25 protein-coding genes and 1 riboswitch are annotated in these 23,665 nt (G+C 47.9%); of the genes, 7 read left to right on the forward strand and 18 right to left on the reverse strand.

The window, feature by feature from the left end:
- Positions 1 to 14: 14 nt before the first annotated feature.
- Positions 15 to 1,097 carry a 3-phosphoserine/phosphohydroxythreonine transaminase gene (serC, locus tag BLQ44_RS08090; RefSeq protein ID WP_093193391.1) on the reverse strand — a complete coding sequence of 361 codons (1,083 nt, stop codon included), beginning with the start codon at positions 1,095 to 1,097 and terminating at the stop codon, positions 15 to 17.
- 98 nt (positions 1,098 to 1,195) lie between these two features.
- On the opposite strand from serC, the gene BLQ44_RS08095 reads away from it, so the two are divergent.
- The 3 genes from BLQ44_RS08095 to ald all read left to right on the forward strand — a co-directional run bounded on the left by BLQ44_RS08095 (position 1,196) and on the right by ald (position 4,315).
- Positions 1,196 to 1,795, forward strand: a complete 600-nt coding sequence (locus tag BLQ44_RS08095; protein WP_093193392.1) for a class I SAM-dependent methyltransferase — start codon at positions 1,196 to 1,198, stop codon at positions 1,793 to 1,795.
- Between the two features lie 70 nt (positions 1,796 to 1,865).
- Positions 1,866 to 3,077: a PucR family transcriptional regulator gene (locus BLQ44_RS08100; protein ID WP_093193393.1), complete on the forward strand. Its 1,212-nt coding sequence runs from the start codon at positions 1,866 to 1,868 to the stop codon at positions 3,075 to 3,077.
- A 119-nt stretch (positions 3,078 to 3,196) separates the two neighbouring features.
- On the forward strand, positions 3,197 to 4,315 hold the full coding sequence (gene ald / locus BLQ44_RS08105; RefSeq protein WP_093193394.1) for an alanine dehydrogenase: 1,119 nt from the start codon (positions 3,197 to 3,199) through the stop codon (positions 4,313 to 4,315).
- 57 nt (positions 4,316 to 4,372) lie between these two features.
- Here the strand turns inward: ald and BLQ44_RS08110 are convergent, their stop codons facing one another.
- The 6 genes from BLQ44_RS08110 to BLQ44_RS08135 all read right to left on the reverse strand — a co-directional run bounded on the left by BLQ44_RS08110 (position 4,373) and on the right by BLQ44_RS08135 (position 10,413).
- Positions 4,373 to 5,233: a MurR/RpiR family transcriptional regulator gene (locus BLQ44_RS08110; RefSeq protein ID WP_093193395.1), complete on the reverse strand. Its 861-nt coding sequence runs from the start codon at positions 5,231 to 5,233 to the stop codon at positions 4,373 to 4,375.
- A 9-nt stretch (positions 5,234 to 5,242) separates the two neighbouring features.
- Positions 5,243 to 6,082, reverse strand: a complete 840-nt coding sequence (locus tag BLQ44_RS08115; protein ID WP_093193396.1) for a carbohydrate ABC transporter permease — start codon at positions 6,080 to 6,082, stop codon at positions 5,243 to 5,245.
- Positions 6,083 to 6,098: 16 nt separating this feature from the next.
- Positions 6,099 to 6,992: a carbohydrate ABC transporter permease gene (locus BLQ44_RS08120; protein WP_093193397.1), complete on the reverse strand. Its 894-nt coding sequence runs from the start codon at positions 6,990 to 6,992 to the stop codon at positions 6,099 to 6,101.
- 156 nt (positions 6,993 to 7,148) lie between these two features.
- Positions 7,149 to 8,462, reverse strand: coding sequence for an extracellular solute-binding protein (locus BLQ44_RS08125; RefSeq protein WP_093193518.1), 1,314 nt, complete (start codon positions 8,460 to 8,462; stop codon positions 7,149 to 7,151).
- 101 nt (positions 8,463 to 8,563) lie between these two features.
- Complete coding sequence (murQ, locus tag BLQ44_RS08130; protein WP_093193398.1) at positions 8,564 to 9,475, reverse strand: N-acetylmuramic acid 6-phosphate etherase; 912 nt, start codon at positions 9,473 to 9,475, stop codon at positions 8,564 to 8,566.
- Entirely contained in the window at positions 9,475 to 10,413 is a 939-nt protein-coding gene (locus BLQ44_RS08135; protein WP_093193399.1) for an N-acetylglucosamine kinase, read from the reverse strand. The genes murQ and BLQ44_RS08135 overlap by 1 nt, the downstream gene beginning before the upstream one ends.
- A 148-nt stretch (positions 10,414 to 10,561) precedes the next feature.
- On the opposite strand from BLQ44_RS08135, the gene BLQ44_RS08140 reads away from it, so the two are divergent.
- The 3 genes from BLQ44_RS08140 (at position 10,562) to BLQ44_RS08150 (ending at position 13,052) form a co-directional block, all read left to right on the forward strand.
- Entirely contained in the window at positions 10,562 to 11,935 is a 1,374-nt protein-coding gene (locus BLQ44_RS08140; protein ID WP_093193400.1) for an FAD-binding oxidoreductase, read from the forward strand.
- Positions 11,936 to 12,402: 467 nt separating this feature from the next.
- Positions 12,403 to 12,735 carry a DMT family transporter gene (locus BLQ44_RS08145; RefSeq protein WP_093193401.1) on the forward strand — a complete coding sequence of 111 codons (333 nt, stop codon included), beginning with the start codon at positions 12,403 to 12,405 and terminating at the stop codon, positions 12,733 to 12,735.
- A complete protein-coding gene (locus BLQ44_RS08150) occupies positions 12,735 to 13,052 on the forward strand; it encodes a DMT family transporter (protein ID WP_093193402.1) in 318 nt (105 codons plus the stop codon). The genes BLQ44_RS08145 and BLQ44_RS08150 overlap by 1 nt, the downstream gene beginning before the upstream one ends.
- A gap of 3 nt (positions 13,053 to 13,055) precedes the next feature.
- On the opposite strand, the gene BLQ44_RS08155 is transcribed toward BLQ44_RS08150, so the two are convergent.
- The 5 genes from BLQ44_RS08155 to BLQ44_RS08175 are packed head-to-tail and all read right to left on the reverse strand — an operon-like array spanning position 13,056 to position 15,192.
- Positions 13,056 to 13,472: an RDD family protein gene (locus BLQ44_RS08155; protein ID WP_093193403.1), complete on the reverse strand. Its 417-nt coding sequence runs from the start codon at positions 13,470 to 13,472 to the stop codon at positions 13,056 to 13,058.
- A gap of 15 nt (positions 13,473 to 13,487) precedes the next feature.
- Entirely contained in the window at positions 13,488 to 14,003 is a 516-nt protein-coding gene (locus BLQ44_RS08160) for a dihydrofolate reductase family protein (protein ID WP_093193404.1), read from the reverse strand.
- Complete coding sequence (locus tag BLQ44_RS08165; protein WP_245688133.1) at positions 13,996 to 14,508, reverse strand: GNAT family N-acetyltransferase; 513 nt, start codon at positions 14,506 to 14,508, stop codon at positions 13,996 to 13,998. The genes BLQ44_RS08160 and BLQ44_RS08165 overlap by 8 nt, the downstream gene beginning before the upstream one ends.
- Entirely contained in the window at positions 14,508 to 14,957 is a 450-nt protein-coding gene (locus BLQ44_RS08170; RefSeq protein WP_093193520.1) for an ASCH domain-containing protein, read from the reverse strand. The genes BLQ44_RS08165 and BLQ44_RS08170 overlap by 1 nt, the downstream gene beginning before the upstream one ends.
- 13 nt (positions 14,958 to 14,970) lie before the next feature.
- Entirely contained in the window at positions 14,971 to 15,192 is a 222-nt protein-coding gene (locus BLQ44_RS08175; RefSeq protein ID WP_093193405.1) for a hypothetical protein, read from the reverse strand.
- A 115-nt stretch (positions 15,193 to 15,307) separates the two neighbouring features.
- On the opposite strand from BLQ44_RS08175, the gene BLQ44_RS08180 reads away from it, so the two are divergent.
- A complete protein-coding gene (locus BLQ44_RS08180) occupies positions 15,308 to 15,940 on the forward strand; it encodes a LysE family translocator (RefSeq protein WP_093193406.1) in 633 nt (210 codons plus the stop codon).
- A gap of 54 nt (positions 15,941 to 15,994) precedes the next feature.
- Here the strand turns inward: BLQ44_RS08180 and BLQ44_RS08185 are convergent, their stop codons facing one another.
- The 6 genes from BLQ44_RS08185 to BLQ44_RS08210 form a co-directional block, all read right to left on the reverse strand.
- A complete protein-coding gene (locus tag BLQ44_RS08185; protein ID WP_093193407.1) occupies positions 15,995 to 16,762 on the reverse strand; it encodes an energy-coupling factor transporter transmembrane component T family protein in 768 nt (255 codons plus the stop codon).
- Positions 16,749 to 18,302 carry an ABC transporter ATP-binding protein gene (locus BLQ44_RS08190; protein WP_093193408.1) on the reverse strand — a complete coding sequence of 518 codons (1,554 nt, stop codon included), beginning with the start codon at positions 18,300 to 18,302 and terminating at the stop codon, positions 16,749 to 16,751. The genes BLQ44_RS08185 and BLQ44_RS08190 overlap by 14 nt, the downstream gene beginning before the upstream one ends.
- On the reverse strand, positions 18,299 to 18,877 hold the full coding sequence (locus BLQ44_RS08195; protein WP_093193409.1) for an ECF transporter S component: 579 nt from the start codon (positions 18,875 to 18,877) through the stop codon (positions 18,299 to 18,301). The genes BLQ44_RS08190 and BLQ44_RS08195 overlap by 4 nt, the downstream gene beginning before the upstream one ends.
- The gene (locus BLQ44_RS08200; protein ID WP_093193410.1) at positions 18,874 to 19,470 is read right to left on the reverse strand and encodes a YkoF family thiamine/hydroxymethylpyrimidine-binding protein; all 597 of its coding nucleotides are present in this window, start codon (positions 19,468 to 19,470) and stop codon (positions 18,874 to 18,876) included. The genes BLQ44_RS08195 and BLQ44_RS08200 overlap by 4 nt, the downstream gene beginning before the upstream one ends.
- Positions 19,471 to 19,555: 85 nt before the next feature.
- Positions 19,556 to 19,657: riboswitch (TPP riboswitch) on the reverse strand.
- Positions 19,658 to 19,722: 65 nt separating this feature from the next.
- A complete protein-coding gene (locus BLQ44_RS08205; protein ID WP_093193411.1) occupies positions 19,723 to 21,393 on the reverse strand; it encodes a glycoside hydrolase family 13 protein in 1,671 nt (556 codons plus the stop codon).
- A 13-nt stretch (positions 21,394 to 21,406) separates the two neighbouring features.
- On the reverse strand, positions 21,407 to 23,665 hold the full coding sequence (locus tag BLQ44_RS08210) for a glycoside hydrolase family 31 protein (RefSeq protein ID WP_176757472.1): 2,259 nt from the start codon (positions 23,663 to 23,665) through the stop codon (positions 21,407 to 21,409).

A 23,665-nucleotide genomic window follows, 5' to 3' on the forward strand; every position in this document is an offset into this window, starting at 1 on the left:
TTTCCAGAAAAATATCATTTATGCTCTTGTTCGAACTCCTTCATAAAGGAGACGAGGGCTTCGACGCCCTCTCGTGGCATCGCATTATAGATACTCGCACGCATGCCACCGACAGAACGGTGCCCCTTCAACGTCTCGAGTCCCTTTTTCTTCGCTTCTTCGAGAAACGCAGCATCCGTTTCCGCTGAAGGACTGACAAACGGAACATTCATGATCGAGCGGCTATCCTCGCGAACCGGGGACGTGAACAAGTCGGATGCTTCAACCGTTTCATAAAGCAACGCAGCCTTCTCACGGTTCTGTTTTTCCATCTCTTTCAGTCCGCCAAGCCCCTGGATGTATTCGAACACTAGCTTCGCCATGTAAATCGCGAAACTTGGCGGGGTGTTGTAAAGGGATCCTGCATCACTGTGCGTCTTGTAATTAAGCATAGCAGGAACATCTTCGCCTGCATGCCCGATCAGGTCTTCACGGATGATGACGACCGTGAGCCCGGCTGGTCCGATGTTCTTCTGAGCTCCTGCATAGATGATACCGAATTTCGATACGTCGATTTCCTCAGACAGGATGTTCGAGGACATATCTGCGACGAGCGGTACATCTCCAGTATCCGGAATGGTCCCGAAAGCCGTCCCTTCAATCGTATTGTTCGTCGTAATGTGGACGTAAGCCGCTTCCGGATCGATCATATCCTTCGTCACTTCAGGGATGTATGTAAAATTCTCCTCCTCTGAAGATGCAATGACATTCACGTCCGCGAACCGTTCCGCTTCCTTCATCGCCTTCTTCGACCAGGATCCGGTGTTTACGTAATCCACCTTTTTCTTACTCCCGAGAAGGTTCATCGGCACCATCGCGAATTGCTGACTCGCTCCTCCCTGGAGGAAAAGAACTTTATAGTTATCCGGGATCTGCATCAGGTCACGAAGTCCTTGTTCTGCTCCTTCGATGATTTCCTTGAACCACCCAGACCGGTGACTCAACTCCATCACGGACATTCCCGAGCCCTTATAGTTCGTCATTTCTTTCTGTGCCTGTTCGAGTACAGGCAAGGGAAGCATGGAAGGTCCCGCTGAAAAATTATAAATTCTCTCCATCATCTCTACCTTCTTTCTAAATAATCTGACACTCATTTGATATCAATGAATTATACGGGATACAATTAGTCATAGCAACCTTCAGAAAGGGGATCGTCATGAATACGACTGACAAAATCAAGCAGCGGTATGACCGGATTTCCGGCGTCTTCGACATGATGGATCATATGATCAAAGACAAATGGCGCGAGGAACTCGTCAAAAACGTGGAAGGGACCGTTCTCGAAGTGGGAGTCGGAACAGGAGCGAACCTCCCCTACTATCCTTCTGAAGCAGAGGTGACCGGCATTGACTTCAGTGGAAAGATGCTCGACAAAGCCAGAAAGAAAGCAGCGACCTTAGACACTTCCATTACCCTTGAAGAAATGAACGCAGAGAATCTCGATTTCCCCGATGATACCTTCGATTACGTCATCTCGACCTGTGTATTCTGTTCTGTCCCGGACCCTGTCCAGGGACTGAAAGAAATAAGGCGCGTCTTGAAGCCGGAAGGAAAAGTGCTGATGCTTGAACACATGCGAAGTGACAACAGATTCATCGGAAAAGCGATGGATATCATGAATCCGGTCGGCCTTCATATTGTAGGAGCCAACATCAATCGCAGAACGATGACGAACATACAAAAAGCCGGACTAAGGCTGGTCGATCAGCAGTTCCTTTTCTCTTCCACCATGAGAAAACTTGTCCTCACAAAGTAGAGCATTACCCGCTTTCTCATGATAAAATGAGACCAGAAGAAATCCCGGAATATCGGTAAGGAGTAATGTTATGAACCATACAAAGGAAATACCGGACTCGCCGGAAGGACTTGCCGACTATATCGCGGACGAGCTCGGCTGTCCGGTCACCATTGAAGATGCCAATCATCGCATTCTTTCCTACAGCAAACACGAAACGAACGTGGATGACGCCAGAACAGCCACGATTATGCGCCGGAAAGTACCGGAACGCGTCGTAAACGGACTGTGGAAAGAAGGAGTCATGGGAGAACTTTTCGAAAGCACTTCACCTGTATTCGTCTCCCCTATTCCCTCCATCGGTCTCGGCAATCGGATCGCCATCTCCGTATGGAAAAACAAAGAAGTGCTCGGGTTCATCTGGGCTCAGACGGAAGAAGTGAAAGTGAGTACAGAACAGCTGGAGAAATTGAGGGAAGCATCCCGCATCGCAGCCAGACACCTGATCAAACAGCGCGACCGGAAGCGGAAAAACGAAGAGAACGTCCAGGAATTCATCTGGCAGCTCTTCAATGGAGCCATCGCGAGCCAGACGGAAATCGATAAACGCGCAAGACAGGTCGATTTATCTTTGAAAGGGCACCTGTGTGTCGTCATCTTCGAGTTCACAGAAGCTATCACCCCAACCGTGAAGCGTCACGCCTCTTATTTGACCGAAACGCTCCACCAGACGAATATCGCCGGAAGGATGTTTGATGACAACCACTTATACCTTCTTACGAGAACGAAGGAAGAAACGGATACCGCCACTCTCACTCAGACACTTATCGAGGACTTCACAAAGAAGTTGAAAGAACGGATCGGGTTCGAAGAGGTCCGTGGTGTTTACGGGAAAATATGCTCTACGCCGAAGGAGCTCGATATTAGCTATCAGCAGGCGCTGAAAGTATTGGAAATGAAAGCACAGCACCCGGAGCCTTTAAAGCACACAGATAATTTCCAGGACCTTGGGGTGTATCAATTCCTGGATGAAATCGCCCGCCTCTATGAAAAGGAAGGCTTTCAAAACGAAACCATCCAGGCTATACGTACTTATGACCATAAAAATAATGGCCATATGCTTGAGACCCTGCGCGCTTTTCTTAGTCACAACAGCAACTCTCACCAGGCTGCCAAGAGTTTGCACATTCACACAAATACGCTTCTGTACCGACTGAAAAGAATCCGCGACATCACAGGGGCTGACTTGAATGATGCGAACGAGAAAACGAAGTTGTTCATCGACCTGCTGATCGACACCTGAAACCATTTGTGTAATTACACAAATAGACAAGTTCATTTTTTATCCAATTCCTAAATGATTATGCGTTTTCACAGGGTATACTGAAGGTATACGAAATGGAAGAAAGGTGGTTACCCTCTATGATCATCGGAATACCTAAAGAGATCAAGAACAATGAAAACCGCGTGGCCATTACTCCGTCAGGAGTCGTTCACCTGCGGAACTCCGGACACACGGTTCTTGTAGAAACAGGAGCAGGGCTCGGCTCGAGTTTTACCGACGAAGAATATACGGAGGCAGGAGCCGATATCATCGGAAACGCTCCGGAAGTATGGGGAAAATCCGAAATGGTGATGAAGGTGAAAGAGCCCCTTGAATCAGAGTATGAGTACTTCAGAGAAGGGCTGGTCCTCTTCACTTACCTTCACCTGGCTGCAGAACCGGAACTGACTCAGGCACTCATCGACAATAAAGTTACCGCCATCGCTTATGAGACGGTAACTTCCCGCGGAAAGCTACCTCTTCTTACACCAATGAGTGAAGTAGCCGGACGCATGGCTACACAGATCGGTGCTCAATATCTTGAAAAAGCCTATGGCGGCAAAGGGGTATTGCTTGGAGGCATCCCGGGCGTCGAGCGCGGCAACGTCGTTGTAATCGGTGGCGGAGTCGTCGGTACGAATGCCGCCAAAATCGCTATCGGCCTCGGAGCTAACGTGACGATCATTGATTTGAATCCGGATCGCCTGCGGGAGCTCGATGATCAGTTCGGCGGAGACATCCAGACGCTCATGTCGAACCCGATGAATATCGCAAACGCCGTTGCGAAAGCCGATCTCGTTGTCGGAGCTGTTCTCATCCCAGGGGCGAAGGCTCCGAAGCTCGTTACCGAAGATATGGTGAAAGCGATGAAAGAAGGTTCCGTCATCGTAGATGTAGCGATCGACCAGGGGGGTAACTTCGAAACGGTGGACCACGTCACGACACACGACGACCCTATCTACGAAAAACACGGTGTCCTTCATTATGCCGTTGCGAACATCCCGGGAGCCGTCCCACGTACAGCCACGGTCGGACTCACGAACGTAACGATTCCTTACGCTGTAGAAATCGCCAATAAAGGCGTCGACCAGGCAGTGAAAGGGAATCATGCCATCGAAGAAGGTGTGAATACCGCAAACGGTCACCTTACTTACGAAGCAGTCGCTCGTGATCTCGGCTATGAGTATATGCCTGTTCCTCAGGCTCTTCTATCCTGAAACTACAGAAAGCACCTGACCTTCTTAACGGAAGGTCAGGTGCTTTTCGTATCTCTATCACTTCAGTCGTTTCATTATATCCTGGATCTGCTCGAAATACCCGGATGCTTCATCAAAGTGGGCAGTAACGACTTTCACAAAGAGAAGATCGATCATATGTAACTGAGCCATCCGGGACGATGTGGCACCGCTTCGGAACGGAGCGGGAATTTCACGGGAAGCGGAAATATATAACGGGATATCCGCAAAAGAAGCCACCGTATTTTGACCATAACGCGTTATACTTATGGTCGTTGCCCCTCTTTTTTTCGCTTCCTCCATGACCAAAGAGGTCTCTTTTGTCTCTCCGGAAAAAGAGATACCGATCAATACGTCCTTTTCATCGATATTAGCAATATTCATCACGGCATTGTGGACATCCGTAAAGGCAGACGTGGCAATATTCATGCGCAGAAACTTCTGCTGCGCGTCCTGAGCGATGATTCCGGAAGCACCGACTCCGAAAAAGTGAAGACGATCAGCTCCAGCCAAAGCTGTCGCCGCTTTCTGAAGACCTTCATAATCGACGAGCTCCGTCGTTTCACGGATCGCCTGTATGTTATTGTTCGTCACTTTATCCACGATTGCATCCGTCTCTTCCCCGGGCTGAATATCCCTGTAAGCGGAAGTGGCCTCTTTCTGAAGGTCTCCTGAAATCCGAAGCTTCAGTTCCTGAAGACCCTTAAGGCCGAGAGATTTGCATAAACGCATCACTGCAGCACTACTCGTATGGCTCAATTCCCCGAGCTGAGCTGCCGTGCAGTGTATCGCTTCGTGAGGATGTTCGAGAATAAATATCGCTATCTTTTTCTCGGAAGGGGGAAGGCTTTCTTTCATCTCGGAAAGCATCACCATCCCGCCTGTCAGGGATTGTCTCATATTCGTCACCTATCCTTTGATTGCCCCTTCTGTCATACCCTTCACAATCCTGCGCTGGAATATAGCGTATAGAATGATCACAGGTACAATCGCTATGACAAGGCTCGCAAACAATGTACCCCAGGAATTTGTGTACTGGGTTTCATTGCTGATGTAATCGATGGCAAGCGCTAATGTATAGTTCTCCTCTGATTGAAGGAAGATCAGGGCCATAAAATACTCATTCCAAAACTGTATCATATTCATGATAGTAACTGTAATGATTCCCGTCATGGAGAGAGGAGTAACCACTTTCCACAAAATCATGTACGGGCTCATTCCATCGATGGCAGCCGCTTCTTCGAGTGATTTCGGTATCGTCGCCATGAAACTGGTCAATACGAAAATGCTGAACGGCAGCTGACTCACGGCATAGACGATGGCCAGACCGAAGATATTATCAAGCAGATTCAGTTGCATCAAAAGGAAAAACAACGGAATCCACCCCAGTACCATTGGAATCATCATTGCGGATATATATAAAGTGAACAGCAAGCGGTTGCCCCTGAATCTGAGTCGTTCCAACGCATAAGCGGTCGGAATCGCCATCACCAGGGTTAACAAAGCCCCAAGCCCGGTGACGATAAGGCTATTGAACACACTTATATCAATATTGTAGTTGGACCATGCATCGAAAAAGTTGGCGAAACTGAATGATTCAGGCAACCCCCAGGGATTGGAATAGATCTCTGCATTCGATTTGAAAGCCCCGAGAATCATCCAGAAAATCGGGTACAGTACAGCCAGAGACCATAAGACCAGAGGAATTCTGACGCCAATCTTCGTCCAAAGTCCTTGTTCCCGTTTCATATCGTCATCCCTCCTCTTAGTATTCCACTTTTTCCCTTCTCATGAAGTATTGCATGATCAACACGGTAATCAGAGACAGAACCAAAATCATCACTCCGATGGTTGCACCATATCCGAAGTTGTATTTCACAAACGCTTCTTCATAAAGATAAGAACCCATGACATGGGTAGCATTGTTCGGTCCACCCTTGGTCATGACCTGTACGATGATAAAAGAGCCGTTCAGCGTCGTAATGATGATATAAAGGATAGAAATTTTAATCTGTGGCCACACAAGCGGTAGAGTGATCTTCCAGAATTGCTGCCATCCTGTAGCTCCATCTATCTCAGCAGCCTCGTAATAACTTTTCGATATATTGGATATCCCTCCCATAAGCATCAGCATGAACAGTCCGATTCCCGCCCATACAGACGGAAGAACAAGACTCGGCAAAGCCCAGTTCTCATTCCCGAGCCACGCTTTCGTCCATCCTTCCAGCCCCAGGAATTCAAGACCTGAGTTCACCAGACCGAGACTGGGGTTGTAAATGAACATCCACAGGATACCGATGACGACGACCGACATGATATTAGGGAAGAAGAACACGATACGGTAAAAGGGTGCTTCTTTGATCTTCATCTGCGTCAAAGCCACGGCAAAAAAAGTGGAAAGGATCATGATGCCGATGATTTTTGTGATGACGAGAAAGTAATCGTGCCAGATCGTAGCAGGTATGATTTCATCGCTGAACAATTTTCTGTAATTATCAAGCCCTATGAATTCTGCGGCGGAAGAAGCTCCCGACCATTGAAAGAAAGAATAATAGAGGCCGTTGAACAGAGGATACAAGGTGAATACTGAAAACATCAGGAACGTAGGTACCAGGCAAAAGGCCAAGAAAAGGTACCTCTGTTTTTTGGATTGGACCATACTCTCCCCCTCTTTTCATAAGCTGTTCATAATTTTCGGATAGAGAGGAAACAGGAACATCTCCAACTTATCACCTGTGCCCTCCATACCCGACCATCGTGCATATCCGGAAATGAAATACAGAGGTGTGTTAAACACCTCCGTATGACATGAGCGTTATTCCAGAGAATTTCTATACTCCTCTGCAGCGGCTTCCGCTTCTTCCACAAATTCCTCCGCCGTAATATTTCCGAGCATGAGAGAGACAAGGGAATTACTGATCGGCGTCTCAAGATCCGCGCTCATCGGATGAGGCTTCTGATAGATTTGTACTTTACCAGGATTGTTGATCATCTCATTCGCTTCGATCAGGAACGAAGGCACCTCTTCGGATCCCGTCAGATCCACCCCTTGAAGGTTCATAAGGGCTCCGGTGTGCTCAGAGAAAGACTTGGCGTATTCTTTGGTGAAAACGAATTCGACGAATGCTTTCGCTGCTTCCGGGTTATCTGCCTGTTCGGCGATCGCAAGCGGACGCAGGTCAGGAACGATGGCGTAAGGCTCTCCTTCTTCCTGCATCGGAGAAGGTATGAATCCATACTCGAATCCTTCCGGTGTGTCTTCGGACATTTCATTCGGCAACCAGAATCCTACAGGGATAAATGCATTGTCATGATTCAGGAAGTTCATTTGGGACTGGGTATGGTTCAGGGCGCCGAAGTCGGAATCGATATACCCTTCTTCCTGCATAGACTCGATGTTCTGGATCACTTCCATAACCTCGTCACTGCTCCAGGCCCCTTCCTGTCCCTGGATTGTCTGCGTCAGCAATTCATCGCCACCTTTGGCTCCGAAAGCAGGATACATCATCCCTCTCAGAAAATAGTAAGGATACTGGCCTGTGGTAACGAATGGAGCAATACCTTCTTCGTCCTGAATCGTTCCCATAGTATCCATGAAGTCCTGGAAGTTTTCAGGCGCTTCCCATCCTTTCTCTTCGAACCAGGCACTGTCATACCACGTACCCCATGTATCGAAGACGAGCGGTAGACTATAGATTTCGCCGTCATAGGTGGCAGGGTCAACAATGAAGCTGTCTTTCAGAGAGCTCCCGTCTTCCAGTTCGATTTCATCAAGGAAACTTGTCATATTCATCAGCTGACCATCCTCGACCATCTGTGTTTCACTGGATCCAGCACCATCGATATACACAACATCAGGCGGATCTTCCGACACCCAGCGCGATCTCATTTCTTCGTTGATATTAGGTCCTGCATGTTCAGTTATCGTGACGTCCGGATACTCTTCCTGGAAATCGGCGATTACTTCTTTCCACCAGGAATCTCCGTAACCTCCTACAAAGTATTGGATTTCCAGTTCTCCCGAAATTTCTCCGTCTGCGCTTTCTTCCATCCCTTCTCCGCTATCCGAATCATCCTCAGAGTCACTATCGTCTCCTCCCGCGCCTGGCGTACAACCGGCCACAACCATAAAAACGAGCAGCAGCAAAGTAGCGAATGTGTACTTCCACCAATTTTTCACCACAAATCCCCCTTGAAAATTTTTATTTGAAGCCACTATCGGCTCTCAAATCAATGAAGCATAGAATCTTCGGCCTTTCGCAGATCACCTTCATACGTCTTAAGCACTTCTTTGGCTTCTTTATAGGAAAGGTCCGCCTTCTTCATCATGATGGCAGTTTTCACCTCATAATTGGCGTTTGCCATCAGACTGGCAGCCTCTTCTTCGCTAATATCTGTAATCGCTTTCAAAATACTTTCCGCTCTTCTACGCAGTTTATAATTACTGGCATGAACGTCCACCATCAGATTCTCGTAGACTTTTCCAAGTTGAACCATGACAGACGTGGAAATCATATTCAGTATCATTTTATGAGACGTGGCAGCTTTTAACCTGGTCGATCCTGTAAGAACCTCAGGACCTACGACCACTTCTATGCTACAGTCCGCATAAGTACTGATCTCCGAGTCGGGGTTGCATGCAAGAGCTACTGTGTAGGCGCCTTTCTCGGACGCCTTTTTCAATGCTCCGATCGGATACGGAGTCCGCCCGCTCGCAGTGATTCCTATGACGACATCCTTCTCATCAGGAGTCGCCTCTTCTATATCCCTCATTCCTTCTTCCTCGCTGTCTTCCGCATTTTCCTTCGCCTGATGAAAAGCTTCTTCGCCTCCTGCCATGATCGCCTGGACCTGTGAAGGGGAAGTCATGAACGTAGGCGGACATTCAGAGGCGTCAACATAGCCGATGCGGCCACTCGTCCCCGCTCCGATATAAAAGAGGCGTCCCCCTTTCTTCATCCGCTTCACGATTTCATCGACCGTCTCCGCCACTTGAGGCAACACCTTTTCGACAGCTTCAGCGACCATCCTGTCTTCCTTATTCATTATTCTGAGCATGCCCATCGTGGACTCCGTATCGAGGGCAGCGCTTCTCGGGTTCCGGCTTTCTGTCACTAGTGTCTTGAGTTTATCCTCTTCCATCAGACCCCTCTCCTTTCTACGAGTTTTGCCGCCCCGGAAGCAGGGGACGAGTACGCTTGCATCAGCCACCCAAGATTCTCGGATTCCACTCGCTTTCTGAAAATTTCTTTGACGAACGCAGAATGTTCGAAGATTGCACCTGCCGTGAAAATAGGAACGTCCCTTCCCCTGGTTGTCATTTTGTTATGTAGACTGCGGATATGAAGGACTAATTCCGTTACGATGTCTTCAAGAATACCCTGTACTACCGAAAGATTCTCATGCTCCAGCACCGGCTTTGCCAAAGCAGCAATCTCGCGTTTCTGATCTTCCGCCCGGTAGTAATGATCGATCAAGTCCTCGGCATGTTCCAAACCCACTTCTTTGAGTACGATTTCCGTAAGCTCACTGGAAGGGCTACGTCCATCCTTCTCCTTCGCCACGCGCCTCAACACTTTCTCACCGATGTCATAACCACTTCCTTCGTCTCCGAAAAGATGCCCCCACCCTCCACTTTTGCAAAAGATTTCTTCATCTATACCGACAGCGTTGGATCCGGTACCGGAAATGATCAGCATCCCGGACCGCGTACCTGGAGGCAATGCTCCAAGAAGAGCGACTTCACTATCAGAAGAGACTTTAATGTTAGAATTTTCAGATATATTAAGGTCTAAAAAAAGAGACTTCAATCGTCCCATCAATTCCTCCTGCTCCTGCGCTCTCCCAGCTCCAGCGATACCCGCTCCGACACCGACAATGGACTCAGGGGCTATGCGTTGTTGTTTCATCCCCTTCTCCACAATAGAAGCAATTACCGATGCACTTTGATCATAACCAACAGATCGCGGATTCGAACCAGATCCATAATTCACCTGCACCGGATTATGAAGATCTTCTTCGGGAAAGAAAGCCACCTCCGTCTCGGATCCTCCTCCATCGATTCCAATGATATACTCCATCCAACCCCCACCTTTGTTGTTGCTTAAAGTATATAGTCTCTGAACTATTATGTCAAATTATTTCAAAATATTCCGATATATAATTTCAAAAACCTTGTGTGAAAATATCAGAAAGTTATGTATAATCAGGGGAAGGAGGCGGTTACATATGAATGCAGAAACCCTTGAACGCTTCAAACAACTCATATCCGAAAACCGGATGACGACCAATGAAACGATTCTCGAACACCACAGCAAAGACGAATCGCACCACACGGCTCATCTTCCGGAGGCTGTCCTTTTCCCTGAATCATCTGAAGAGGTCAGCAAAGTCCTGAGCTACGCGAATGAAACGAAAACTCCCGTGACCCCGTTCGGTCTCGGTTCAGGGCTTGAAGGACACGTCGTTCCTGCTTCTGGAGGAATCTCTCTCGACTTTTCCGAAATGAAAGATATCGTGGAAATCCGTGAACAAGACCTTCTCGTCCGCGTGCAACCCGGGGTAACGCGTTCGATGCTGGATAAAGCCTTAAAAAAACACGGTCTCTTCTTTCCGGTAGACCCGGGCGCAGATGCGACAATCGGTGGCATGACGGCGACGAACGCCAGCGGTACCACTTCCGTCAAATACGGCGTGATGAAAGACCAGATCCGTGACCTCGAAGTCGTCACCCCGGATGGCCAAATCATTCACACTGGCAACCTCGCTCAAAAATCATCTTCCGGCTACAACCTGAATGACCTCTATACCGGATCAGAAGGAACGCTCGGCTGTATTACGGAAATCACCCTGAAAGTTTACGGGATCCCTGAACACGTTACGGCGGCACGCGCCACTTTTCCAGGAATCACCGAGGCGGTGGATGCCGTTACGACCATTGTCCAGACGGGCGTTCCCGTCGCCAGGGTCGAACTCGTGGATGAAACGTCGATTCAGCAGGTCAACAAGTTGATGGACACGGACTATGAGGTGAATCCGACGCTATTTTTGGAGTTTCATGGAAATGAAGCCGGGCTGAACCAGGATGTAGCTTTCACGGAAGAGATTCTCAACGATCACGGCTGTACGGATGTGATATTCGAAAAAGATAACCAGACCCGGATGAAACTGTGGGAGGGGCGGCACAATCTCGCTTACACCTACTCCCACGACTACCCTGGCCGATCGATGATGGTGACCGATGTCTGTGTCCCTATCTCTTCGCTCGCAGAAGCGATCATTTTCGGAAGAGAACAGCTCGAGAAGCAGGGTCTTCCGGGAGGCATCGTCGGTCACGTGGGCGATGGGAACTACCACGCGCTGATGATGATCGACAAATCGAACGAAGAAGACATCCGGAAAGCGGAGAATTTCAATAAAGCGATCGTCGAGCATGCGCTTGAACGTGGAGGTACCTGCACAGGGGAACATGGCGTCGGACTCGGGAAGAAGAAATACCTCGAAGCGGAACATGGAGCTGCGCTTGGTATTATGAAAACGATCAAAAGAGCGCTCGATCCGAACAACATCATGAATCCAGGAAAGTTCATCGATATCGATTGAATGTGAGGCCTGCCCAGTCGGCAGGTCTTTTTCATTGGAAAGTGATCGGATACGGTTATCGAGCCGTTCACCAGTGTGCTTCCTTTGTGAGTGTCCCGCAAATATTGTTGCCACCCACTCACTTTACTCTTATTCGTTTGAACGGCGCGGTATATTAGTAGCACGACACTCGAGATAGAAACGCCCACCCTGAGTGTCCAGCAAATTCCCCGACCCCCGTAACAAAATTCCCTTTTAATGATTTATGCGCCGTTCACAAGGGCATGCGCCTGCCTGAGTGTACCGCAAATCCCGGAATGAACCGCTCATAATCCTGGCGCAGCTCACGAACGGCTCAATACAAAACAAAAGCGACACTTTCACCGGCGAATACGGGAAAAGTGTCGCATAACAGTCATCCGCTCCAATCGCCCGAGCGGACGAGATGACAAATCTTGTGCTACGATGGAAATCAGGAGGAATGAACGATGAATATTCAATGGCTGAAAGTGGTCATCGCCGCTTTCTTTGAAATAGGATGGGTGATCGGCCTGAAACATGCCGATAGTTTCATAGAATGGACAGGGACCGTGATTGCTATCATTATAAGTTTCTACTATATGATCATGGCAGGGCGGAAACTTCCGGCAGGGACGGTATATGCGGTGTTTGTAGGTATCGGTTCAGCAGGAACGGTGCTTGCCGGCATGTTATTCTTCGGGGAATCAGCGGGGACAGCCAAGTTGCTGTTGATCGGTGCCTTGCTGATCGGAGTTATCGGTCTCAAAATGGTGACACCGGATGAAGAGGAGGCGACCTGATGGCGTGGACGTATTTGATAGTTGCCGGACTCGGAGAAATGTTCGGAGTACTTATGATCAATAAATTTCATTCAGAACGGTCATTCCTGTCGCTATTGCTTTTGGCTGCCGGGTTTACGTCGAGTTTCGTATTTCTCGCCCTTGCGATGGAGACACTGCCGATGGGGCTTACTTATGCCGTGTGGACGGGAATAGGAGCATCTGGCGGAGCATTATTCGGGATGCTTTTATACGGAGAACCGCGAGACGGCAAGCGGATTTTCTTTCTTTCTCTGATCATCGCTGCCGTCGTCGGGTTGAAACTCGTATCTCCGTAATCCTTAATCTGAATAGACGTACGTGCCGGCCATGTAGTCATGGATGGCACGGCGCTGTTTCATAGACACCATGATAAGGCTTATAAACGTTGTGATTCCAAACGTGAGAGCACCGAGCAGTACTTTTCCGATGAAGTCACGGATGAACATATCGAATAGCGATACATCCGATCCATCGAGTTTCCTCACCCGTATCTTTACCATTCGCTTTGCTAAAGTGTAACCACTCCACACAGCCGGTACAACCATCAGGTATATGCCATTGATCAGCGTAAACCAATTGCTATCTATGAAATCCCTGGTCGGACCTTCAAAAAATGGATAGACCACCAATGTAGAAATTATGGCTATAATTACTCCGTCGAGGAGATAAGCAATGAGCCGCTTCCCGACCCCGGCATGATTAAGTTCGTTTTGAATACTATCCCTTCTTCCTTATCCTTTTACTTCAAATTGCATCTCCGTGAACTGACCAAATTCCCGGACTCGTCTTTTTACAAGCTTCGTCTGCGGAACCTCGTCAAACAGAGGAATGCCCCCGCCAAGCAAAATCGGCGCAACGGTTACAATGATATCGGTTATATCGCCTCGATTCAAATACGTACGCAAAAGATCGCCGCCTCCGACGATCCAGATCGTATTTCCACTCTGCTGCTTCAGATCCCGGAGTACTTCAGGACGGGCAAACGTCACATGAGGGGTGTTTTCATAATCTCCATTTGTGATGACGTACGTTTGCTTACCCGGATACGGCCACTCTTCCAAGTCCTGCCGCATCACCCAGTTATACGTTCTGCGTCCCATCACAATCGTATCCACCGTTCCGTAAAATTCAGAGAAGCCATTATCGCCTTCCCCTTCGACCTCCTCAAGCCAGTCGAGGGACTCGCCTTCTGCCGCTATATATCCGTCAAGACTCATGGCGATGAACAAACTCACCCGTCTACTCATCGGAAAGCTCCAGGGACATGTGGGATTCATCATAATAGGCCCCGTTCATCTTGAGAGCTTTCTTTTCTGTGCCCCACGTATAAAATCCTTCTTTTTCATACAAACGGATGGCCGACTCATTGTTCGTGACGACGGAAAGGTTGATTTTCTCTATGTACCCCTCCTCTTTCGCTTTCTCTATCGTTTTCTTAAGAAGCTGACCACCTACGCCCTTGTTGCGGACAACCGGTGACACATAAACCCCGATCAGATGAGCGACGTGTTTCAGTTTGCTCGTATCCTGCAGAACGAGTGTCATCATCCCCACAATCTCGTCATCCCAAATCGCGCCGAACGTAAAACTATCCGGGTCCGCTAGGCGTTTCGATACTTCGCGTACGGGGTCCTCTTTAGACATCGCTTCTTCATAGCTCGTCGCAAATGCTTCCGGGTTATTGCTGAGCGCCTCCAGTCTCAGGTCCCAGTACATATTTGCATCGTCCGGCTTCAACAGTCGTATTTCCATTAATAATCCCTCACATCTAAAAGTTCGAATTCTTCACAGACGACGGGCATGTCTTCCGTGAAGCCTTTTCCAATCTCCTTCATCGCTAAGCGAAAAAAACGCTCGTGTGCCTCCCACCAGTATTTATAAGAACGATCCCCTTCCCCTTCTTTCCACGCAAAAGATTCAGGTACTTCATTCATCGGCATGACCGTCACCTTGAACGTACGGATAATGGCTACCGGTTCTTCTTTTGAATCGAGGATGATGCTGTATTCCCCTTCTTCAGGCAGCGCTTCATTTCCGGCGACATATTCATCATAAGCGGAGCACGTTGCCGTTTTGATGCCTTTGATGACGAGATCCGCAAGCTCATCTTCATCCACACCGAAAGCCCACGCCGATACGTTCTCGGGCGCAGGACTCCCGTTCCAATAGTTTTTCCAATATTGTTTTGCCTGTTCATTCATCACTAATTCTCCTTCAATCACCGGGGCCACCTGGACTATGCAAATCACCCTGGGTTTTGCGGTGAGCATCGTTTCTTGCTTCCTGTGCCGCTCCTGAACCGCGGCGACTGTTCGTAATCTCTTTATTCCGGTGCATCCGCCTATGCTTCCCGGTAAGGCGGTCCATCAGTCTCGCCAGGAAAAATGGGATGGATAAAATAGCAACAATCATCAGTACACCAAGTATCGTAGACATGAGTATTTCCTCCTTCTTAAAAGTGAAACCCTTTTCTTAGTTACGAAAAAAAAGAGATAATGTTTCATCTTCGAGGGATTTTGCTTATAATTAACAGAAAAAAGGGGAGATGTCCATGATCGATATCATAAATATTGAAGCATTCGTTCTTGCTGCTATTCTCTTAAATCTCACTCCCGGAACCGATACTATGTACATTGTATCACGAAGTGCCTCCCAGGGACTCGGCGCAGGCGCTTATTCTGCGCTCGGTATCTCTGCAGGAATCATTGTACATACGCTGCTTGCGGCACTGGGCCTTTCCGTAATACTTATGCAGTCCGCCCTCCTGTTTACCATCGTCAAAATCATCGGGGCTCTTTACCTGGGATATCTCGGCCTGCAGATGATCCTGACCAAACAGAAAGCTACGGAGGAACAAGTGGCGGTCCCGAAACAATCGAACCGCAAGATTTTCCTTCAGGGAATGATCACAAACGTGACCAACCCGAAAGTCGCTATCTTCTTCCTTGCCTTTCTGCCTCAGTTTGTCCAGGCGGATACCGGTGTAACCGCCTCTCTCTCCTTTCTGACGCTCGGCTTGATTTTTACGACGACCGGAACAATCTGGTTCTTCATCACGGCACTTCTTGCTTCCGCCACGACGACGAAGCTGCGCGGTGCTTCCAGGAGCAGTCAGCTATTGAACAAAGCGACAGGCTTCATTTTCATCGCGATGGGAATCCAACTTCTCTATGCGAAAAGTTGAAGCAAGTAAAAAAACGCTCAGTGATTCTTCTTCAAGAATCTGAGCGTTTTAAAATCATAATTGCCCCTGATACCAGGAAAAGTAACCGAAATGAATACTGAGGAATAGTATCACACCTAAGAGCAGGCTCATCCCTGCCGGAAACAGCCAATCTTTTTTACGGATGGAAAGATTCCGGTAAAAGGTTCGCTCCCTGCTTCCGGTGAACCCTTTCGACTCCATCGCAACCGCCGTCCGCTCCGCTTTCCGGATGGCTCCGGCCAAAAGCGGCACAGCAAAACGGCGATACCTCTTCCATCTGCTCTCTTGACCAAGCCCCCGCACCCGATGAGCTGCCTGGATCTGTCCGAACTCGGTTTTCAACATGGGTAAGAATCGATAACCTGCCAAGATCCCGTACGCTAACTTCGGTGGAAGTCTCAACTGCTGCATCAGGCTTAATAGAAATTCCACCATGTTCGTCGTGAACATAAACAGCAGGGACAGCGTTGCGAATGCCAGAACTCTGAAAGATAACGACAGAGCAACGAGTAAGTCCTCTCTGGGTACTTCCCAACCTATAAGATTCACTGTATCGCCAGGGTTCTTCGGCACATCCGCAAAAGCGATCGTCGTCCAGAGCATGCCGAAAGCGAAAATTGTGAAGGGGAGCAGGTACAGCAAGTAATGCTTTTTCCGGAACGTTCCGAACAGGAAAGTGATAATTATAACGGAAACCGTGAAAAGCAGCGGAGTTATGGGGTCGAAGAGCAATGCCAGTACGAGCACGAGTCCAAGAATCGTCAATGCTTTCACACTCGGATTCATCTCATTGAGGTACATAAGCTTCACTCTCCAACTGCACCCGTAATGGCCGTTTCAAATGGAGGGCCTCCACGTCTTCTTCCCACAATTCTTCCGGATCACCGCTATAAGCGATCTGCCCCTCTTTCATTGCAATTACCCGCGTCGCATAGACATCGACAAGTTCCATATCATGCGTAATCATGACAATCGTTGTTCCCGAGCGATGCTTGTCCTCTAACAACTTCATCAAATGCTCCGTAGATGCAGCATCCTGACCAAATGTAGGTTCATCGAGAAACAGAACGTCCTGATCATTTACGAGCATCGTCGCTACACTGAGTCTCCGCTTCTGACCCTGGCTGAGACGAAACGGATGAAGATCCGCATGGTTCGTGAGGCCGCACCACTCAAGCATACGCTTCACCTGTGCATGGTCAGCACTACTATAAGCGACCTCCTCCCATACGCTGTCAGTCAGAAACTGATGCTCAGGATTCTGAAAGACATAACCGACATGAGAGAACCGCTCTTTTTTTCCGAAGGGATGCCAGATTTCACCGGAAGATGGAGCAGTAATCCCCGCAAGCAAGCGACATAGCGTCGTTTTTCCGCTTCCATTCGGCCCGACCACTGCTGTGAAAGACCCTTTCTCCACGGACACATCCACATCTCGCAGGACGGATTTCCAACTTACATGCTCGGCACCAAGTAATGACTCCTTGCCTTCTCCCTTATGTCTATCCCCTGAAATAATAGGAAATCGACCTTTCAACTCCTCCATCGTCAAGGGGATCGAAGAACCGACGACGCCAGCTTGAAGTGCCAACTCAGAGACCCTTGGCATAGAAATCCCTTCAGATTTCAGGTCTCCTGCGTATTGTTGCAGGCCTCCTCGAAGGGGACCATCGTAAAAAATTCGACCGTCCCTTCCCAGCATCAGCACCCGGTCCGTCATGGATACCCAGGGGTCCAAATCGTGTTCAATAACGAAAAACGATACTTCCGTCGTTCTTTTGAGTTTCTCCAATAAAGAAACGAATGCCTCTGTAGCTACCGGGTCGAGATTGGCTGTCGGTTCATCAAGAATGATCATCGTCGGGTTCATCACAAGAATGCAGGCAAGCGCCAGTTTCTGCTTTTCTCCACCGGAAAGGTAGGTAATCTTCGCTTTCTTTTTCTCCTGTAACCCGACGTCTCTAAGCACCGCATCGATGCTTTCCTCCATCACCTCAGGGTCTACCTGAAGATTTTCGAGGCCGAACGCCACTTCATCCTCGACCGTCAGCATACAGAATTGCGTTTCCGGGTCCTGAAATACGATGCCTATACTGCGGCTTACAGCACCGGGCAACGCATCGGCCACCGGTTTATCATGGAAGATGACTCTTCCTTCCATCGATCCTTCCAACTCTCTCGGGTAAAGCCCAGTAAGACAATGAGTGAGCGTACTCTTACCGGAACCACTGGCCCCGAGCAGGAGGACCGTTTCCTTTTCATTAACGGAAAACGATATATCGCGGAGCACCGGCTCTTCTCTATCTTCATAGTTCAAAGTAAGATTGCTGACATTCATCATGCCGCATGCTTCTTCCGTTTTTCTTTTCCTAAAGCAAAGCTCGACAGCACCCCTGTTTTCGCCAGAGCGTCACTGAGTGCTTTTCCGCCTACCCCTGCAATCAGAGCTCCACTAAGGACACGGCTGATGAACATGAGAAGGACATACCCTCCGGCAAGGGCAGCGAACCCGGATTGGAAGTATCCCCAGGCGAAGCTGAACACACCAGCCATCATCCCGGCGAACATCAGCGTCCATAAGTCATAGCGGCGATATCGGGTCAAAGCGAACCCGGCTTCCGCTCCGAGGCCCTGGATCATACCGCTGATGATCAACATCGGTCCTACGGCATTCCCGAGCAGCACTTCCACCGTCGCGGCTATCGTCTCCGAAAGAAAAGCGGCTCCCGGTTTCCGTATGATATAGGCAGCGATGATCGAAACGATGAACCAGATGCCGAAAATGAAATCATAACCGATCGGCCCGAAGAACCCGACCAAGACTTTTCCGACGGGGAGAAAAGCCAGATACACAACAGCGAAAACTACTGAAAGCACGGACATGACGACAATCTCTTTCAGCTTCCAGTTCTTCATGACTTCTTCCCTTTCTGGGATGGACTGTTCGCCGACATCGTCACTGTCATAACCGTATGAGACGATCCACTATTCTCCGTTTCCCGGAACACTTCTTCGAGACCATCGAACATATTGTTGACGTCCCCTGATAATTTCGTAGCGTAGTGAGCCGCTGAAACATCGACACCTTTTTCCTGCATTCGATTAATTTCCCGGGAAATAACATCCATGTAATCTCCCCCACCCATCGGATAAAGGGAAAATTTCGCACTAGTGTGCTGCTGCACTTCACGAAGACCGTTAGCAGGATCACCGATATCTCCAGTGTACTGGTCTCCTGCGGAATCACCCGGGCACCCGATCGAATACGTCGCATTGAAAGCCGTGTGTACGCCTGTTTGTGCAATTCTCAGAAACACTGCTCTCGTCACGTCGAAAACATGTTCAATTTCCCCGCGTACCGTTGTGGTCACCTCGTCTGTATCCATCCACACATTCGACGTATCCGTTTCCTTCAGGCTTCCTTTGATATGCTCGATGAATTCATCACTCATCGGATGGACCGAAAAGGAACACCCTGCAATTCTTGAATTTCCACATTGGTTACTCATCTATGATTCCTCCTTTTGATTGAAAAAACAAAAAGACTGCACCCGGCCGTGGGATGCAGTCTGTCTATCAAAAAGAGTTTGTGTTTTCTCTCAGACCGCACTTCCCCACGCTGGTATTATCCAGATCGGGTTCAAAGGGTCAGAACTGTGTTCTTCTCAGCCATCTATGGCTCCCCTAGTGCATCAATCGGTATGCAGTTTTTTGTTTCTTTGTCTGTTATCATATATCAGTCTGAATTTTTTGTAAACCTTCTACTTCTTCAACCAGTAAACCGTCCCTTCCCATGGCTGTAGATTTGACGGTTCTGGATACTTCTCATTGGAAATGATCACTTCTGCTCCTTTCAATTCTTCGTTCAATTCCCCGGTTATTTCTATATTTTCTGAAGAAAAATTACAAATCACGTACAGCGAATCGATCTCTCCCTGCCGTTCGTAGGCGAAAATTTGCGGGTCCTCTCGCAAAAGCAATTGAAACCGACCTTGGGTAATAATGTTCATTTTTTTCCTGAGACGAATCAAGTCCTGGTAATGATAAAAAATAGAGTTCTGACTATGAAGTGCCGATTCAGCATTAATAGACTTATAATTATGGTTTACGGGAAGCCACGGCGTTCCTTCCGTGAATCCCGCGTTCCTCGAAGAGTCCCACTGCATCGGCGTTCTCGCATTGTCTCGCCCCTTCGTGTATATCGCTTCCATGATCCTTTCATGAGACCAACCAAGCTCGGACTTTTCCTTGTACATATTCAACGTTTCAATATCCTGATAATCGTTCAAATCGTCAAAGTGCACATTTGTCATCCCGATTTCTTCCCCTTGATAAATGTAAGGCGTTCCCTGCATCATATGCAGACAAGTCGCAAGCATTTTCGCAGACTTCTCTCTGTATTCTCCATCATCACCAAAGCGGGAGACGATACGGGGCTGGTCGTGATTATTCCAATACAAACTATTCCAACCGGTGCCATGAAGGGAGGTCTGCCATTTTTCAAAGTTCTCCTTCAGATCTCTCAGATCCAGAGGTTTTATGTTCCACTTATCTCCCCCTTCTTCATCAAGCGACATATGTTCGAACGTGAAAATCATATCCAGCTCCTGATTATCCGGATCTGTATAAACTTTCCCATCTTCCGGTTCAGCCCCTGGCATTTCTCCTACTGTCATGACGTCACGTCCCGCAAGGACTTCTCCGTGCATCTCCTGTAAAAATTCATGGATACGAGGACCATTAACGAAATAAGGACCCGGATCTCCATATTTCTCTCCGCTCTTCACTTCCCCGTCCGGATAAGCCTGGTCTTTCGATATGAAATTGATGACATCCATACGAAACCCGTCTATCCCTTTGTCCAACCAGAAGTTCATCATGTCATAGACATCTTTTCTCATTGTTGGATTTTCCCAGTTAAGGTCAGGCTGTTTTTCTGCGAACAAATGAAGGTAATATTGACCCGTTTGTTCATCATATTTCCACGCGGAGCCGCTGAAAATCGATCCCCAGTTCGTCGGAGGCCCTCCGTCCGCTTTTCCATCTTTCCAAATGTAATAGTCACGATACTGATTGTCCTTGCTACTCTTAGACTCTACGAACCATGGGTGTTCATCAGAGGTATGGTTCACGACAAGATCCATGACGATCTTCAAATCACGACTATGTGCCTCTTCCAGCAACCTGTCCATGTCTTCCATGGAGCCGAACAGATCATCAATCATTCTATAGTTACGTATGTCGTACCCGTTGTCCTCCTGAGGAGAATCATACACCGGCGACAGCCAGATCACATCGATTCCAAGCTTCTTTAAATAATCGAGTTTTTCGATGATGCCTGGGATATCCCCCACTCCATTACCTGTCGTGTCATTGAAACTTTTCGGGTAAATCTGATATACCGTCCTTTTCTTCCACCATGCCGTCGTCATACCAACCATCCTTTTATTTTCCGATTATTTTTATATCTGATACTACTAAATTCGATTCAAAATCACCTTGTTTGTAAGTCTTTACTACCCCTTCTGATGATAGAGTAATATCTGTTAAAACATATTTACCTTCTAGATATTTATAAGAAATATGATCGTCTTCATATATTTGACCTTTCATGTCTCTATCCCCATCAGAGAAAGCGATCAGTCTGACACGCTGTCGTTCTTTCGTGTTTTTCACCTCATTCCCAAGGGGAAGAACCGTCCCTGCCTTAACAAAGACGGGAATGGTGTCTATATCTGCATACACAAGGTGAAATTTACCACCTTCGATTTCTTCTCCGCTCCACCAGTCGAACCATGTTCCATTCGGGAAGTAAACGGAGCGATGCGTCTGGCCCGGGCGAAGCATTGGTGCCACCATCACATCTCTTCCTAAGAGAAACTGATCGCTTATGTCAGTTGCCTCTTTATCGTCTGGGTACTCCATTATTAACGGCCTGACTACTGGCACTCCACTTTTCTCTGCTTCATGAAAGAGCGTATAAAGATAAGGCATAAACTCATACCTTAACTGGATGAACTTTTTGACGATCGTCATCGTTTCTTCATTGAACGCCCACGGTTCCTGATAAATAGAATCCTGAACACTATGATTTCTAAAATAGGGAAGAAAGGCACCCACTTGTGTCCAACGAATCAGCAGCTCAGGAGTGCAGTCGGATGCAAACCCTCCGACGTCAGCACCACTGAATGCCACCCCGGACATTCCGAGATTCATAATCATCGGAAGGGACATTTCTAAATGCTCCCAATGACTGCGGTTATCTCCCGTCCAAACAGCCGAATATCGCTGCACACCTGCATAGCCGGCGCGCGTCAGAGAGAAAGGTCGCGTATTGGGTATCAGTTCTTTTAATCCTTCAAATGTAGCTTTGCTCATGTATAATCCGTAGAGATTATGCCCTTCTTTATGACTGATAAGTTTCCCGTCCTGGTTATGCATGACGTCCAGGTCCATCGTTTTGGTCTCATTAAATACAGAGGGTTCATTCATATCATTCCAAATGCCACGTATACCTTTTTCTGTATAGAACCCATGAAGGTGTCCCCACCATTTTTGCACTCTCGATTGAAAAAAGTCGGGAAAAGCGCTGACACCTGGCCATACCTCCCCATAATAGATACTTCCGTCTATATACGTACTGAAGAAATTTTCACTAACACCTTCACGATATACAGGGTATTCCACATCTTTCTTGACTCCGGGATCGACGATAGGAACGACATCAATACCGCGTGCATCCAGTTCTTTGATAAGGTTGCCTGCATTAGGAAAGCGGTCTTTGTCGAAAGTGAACACTCTATAATCATTCATGTAGTGAATATCTAAAAAAATACAATCGAGAGGGATCTCGTATTTCTCAAAAGCTGCAGCTACCTCTCGCACTTCCTCTTCGGAACGATAGCTGTAACGGGACTGATGGTAACCCAAGGACCATTGAGGGGGCAGTGGTGTCGTGCCTGTTATTGTTGTATATCCACGTAATGTATCTTTGATATCCTCCCCAAGAATGATGTAAGTATTTAATGGACCTCCCTCTGCAGAAATCCTCACTCTATCTTTGAATGTTTGCATATCGAATTCTGTTCGGTGAGAATTGTCCAGAAATACACCGGTGGTCGCCTCCCCAGGCTCGTGAATAACAGCAAACGGAATGGATTGATACAATTCGACTGTGTCCTTGTTGTGAGGGGCAAATACATCCGTATTCCAGTTCGTGATTTTCTCTCCGTTTTTATTAAGGAACCCACTCTTCTCTCCTAACCCGTATACAGGAGTTTTGAAATCCTTTTCGAATGTACCAAACACCTTCTTATGTTTATTGAAAGATACATTGGATAGCTGAAACACTGTCTTCCCATTTCTTTGAGCTGTAATAGATAAATGACTCTTTTCGACAGTCACTTGCAGATCCTTGTAGCTTAAGAAAATTTCAGCATCAGATTCTGAGAACTCTGCATCTTTGACAGGTTCATCCTCTAATACTGCCAGCGTGCTGTCTCTGGAAACTTTATCAAAAGGGTGAACGCTGAATCGGAGTGATTGGTCATTAAGAAGATAAAGGAAGAACGCCCCTTCGGTTAACGTTCCTTCCACTACTTCCCCATCCCATTTCACCGATTCCACAGAACCAACCTCATGTACCTGTTCCTCCGTTTCTCCTGCGTCTGAAGGCAATATGGCATAGCTCGTATGTTCAAGCAA

It is taken from the genome of Salimicrobium halophilum, from assembly GCF_900100295.1.
Classification (GTDB): domain Bacteria; phylum Bacillota; class Bacilli; order Bacillales; family Halobacillaceae; genus Salimicrobium; species Salimicrobium halophilum.